The following is a 533-nucleotide window of genomic DNA, read 5'->3' on the forward strand; positions in this document are numbered from 1 at the left end:
GTGCTGGTGGGCAACGAAAAAGGAAAACCCCTGCGCGCGGTGTCGCTGCGGGAGCTGCTGGGGAACCTGCGCCGCTACTTGCACAACCCCCGCTCTTGGGCCGGCAACCGCAACTCGCTGCTGGCCCCACGGGATAGCTATGTGCTGGTGAGCGCCCAGGCCGCCTTTTTGCCCATCCCTGCCGGGGGATCCGCCCAATTCAACCCGGTGCTGTTCAACTATCAGTCTTATCCGGGCAACCCAGCCGTGCTGGCGATCTTGGCCACCCGCGAGGGCACCAGCATTACAGTGATCGAGAACCGCCCGGAGGAGGGATGGGGGGAGATCTGGGGCCAGCGCCTTTTCTTCAACCAAAACGGGGAACGGGCCAGCCTTACTGGGCAGCGCCTCAGCGATTTCCAAGCCCAGCAAGCTGCCGAGCCAACCCCCAGGGATCCTGACTCAGCGGAAGTCCCCGAAGAAGCTCTGAACCTGGTGATGCTGATCCAAGTGCTCCTCAAGCAAAGGAAAGTTGAGAAGGTCAGATACTTTAC

General features: G+C 61.7%; 1 pseudogene. It reads left to right on the forward strand.

Features of this window, described 5'->3' with window-relative positions:
- Positions 1 to 533: pseudogene (locus tag NW858_RS12915) on the forward strand (hypothetical protein); the annotation flags it as partial.

This window comes from Synechococcus sp. H55.10 (assembly GCF_047502715.1).
Lineage (GTDB): Bacteria > Cyanobacteriota > Cyanobacteriia > Thermostichales > Thermostichaceae > Thermostichus.